The organism is Microcoleus sp. C2D2 (genome assembly GCF_036702495.1).
Classification (GTDB): domain Bacteria; phylum Cyanobacteriota; class Cyanobacteriia; order Cyanobacteriales; family Microcoleaceae; genus Microcoleus.
Genome location: NZ_JAUBTO010000412.1, coordinates 1 through 1,152, shown reverse-complemented (window position 1 = coordinate 1,152; position 1,152 = coordinate 1). Strand labels below are relative to the sequence as shown.

The 1,152-nt window shown below is 40.6% G+C and carries 2 protein-coding genes and 1 pseudogene; 1 reads left to right on the top strand and 2 read right to left on the bottom strand.

Translation table 11 applies throughout. The annotated features are described in order from the left end of the window. Positions 1-251, top strand: a pseudogene (locus tag QUB61_RS39580) (IS1634 family transposase); the annotation flags it as partial. Here QUB61_RS39580 and QUB61_RS39575 read toward each other — a convergent pair. Then, positions 248-649, bottom strand: a complete 402-nt coding sequence (locus tag QUB61_RS39575) for a transposase (protein WP_333136493.1) — start codon at positions 647-649, stop codon at positions 248-250. The pseudogene QUB61_RS39580 and the gene QUB61_RS39575 sit on opposite strands and share 4 nt — an antisense overlap. A gap of 173 nt (positions 650-822) precedes the next feature. Beyond that, positions 823-1,095: a helix-turn-helix domain-containing protein gene (locus QUB61_RS40375; RefSeq protein WP_445300330.1), complete on the bottom strand. Its 273-nt coding sequence runs from the start codon at positions 1,093-1,095 to the stop codon at positions 823-825. Positions 1,096-1,152 lie beyond the last annotated feature (57 nt).

The window sequence follows — 1,152 nt, the reverse complement described above, 5'->3', positions numbered from 1 at the left end:
TATGCTTATTGGTTTATAGTTTAGGTCAACGGGCACTGGGCCAAGCTCTGGAGACAGCCAATCAAACGGTTGATAATTAAGTTGGTAAACCTACCACGAAACCCACCCTGCGATGGATTTTTCAATGTTTTATGTCGATTCATTTGTTGACGGTTGAGAGCACCAAACACATTACCAATCTCACGTCAGAGCGATTATGGATTCTCCAGTTTTTTGGTGTTCCTTGCCGTAAATATTATCTCCTTTCCTAATCTACCTGCGGAATGTGGGATTCAATTAAAGCCTTTGTAGTTTCAGCATAATGTACAGGTAAATTATCCATGACTACAATTGCTCCAATCCACAACTGAGGTAGTAATATTTCCTGCACACAAACTAAAAAAATAGCTGTGTTCAGACTACCTGGAAAAGTCATAGTGGCAATTAAGCCGATCTCACTCATAGCTCCAATTAAAGTGATGTTTTTGCCTTTATTTCCTGGGCGGTTATAATAGACTCTGGCTCCACCTTGGCACCTACCATAGTTTCGTGTCATAGCCAGATTTACACCTGTTTCATCAATGAATACGAGGTTTTTGATGTCTATAGTATCTAGCCAACGCCTAAATTTATAGCGCAATTTTTGTACTCTTTCTGTAGCGAGGCTCATTCGCTACTAAAGTTTTTTTTTTACGCCTGAGTTTTAAGCGGTTAAGAGTGCGGGACAAACTTGATATACTTACTTCTATGCCTTGGCGCTCTTTTATTTTCTCTTTAATCTCTCGCAAATATATATCGCTTTTTTCTGTCACTATTATCTTTAACAATTCTTGCTCTTTACCTTTAAGCTTCGAGCGGCGATCTCCTCAAGAGAGTCCTGCCAGCTATCTCCCCCGTTTCTCGATACCGACGCAAAAAGTCACGTAGAAACGATAAACTGACTTTAAATCGTTTTGCTAACTCTCTTTGTGTGCCTTCTTTGTTTTGCCACGCACTTAGTATCTTCTGTCGTAAGTCAATAGAATATGCGGTAGTGCCCTGAAGGAAAGGATAGAGTAAGCTACTCAAGCGAGAGAAGTGTTTACCATTAGTGATCTGACAGTAGAAATTCCCCATTGTCCTAATTGTGGCGAGCGAAGCAGTCAGTCGTAACGGTCAAACTCGGCATCACAA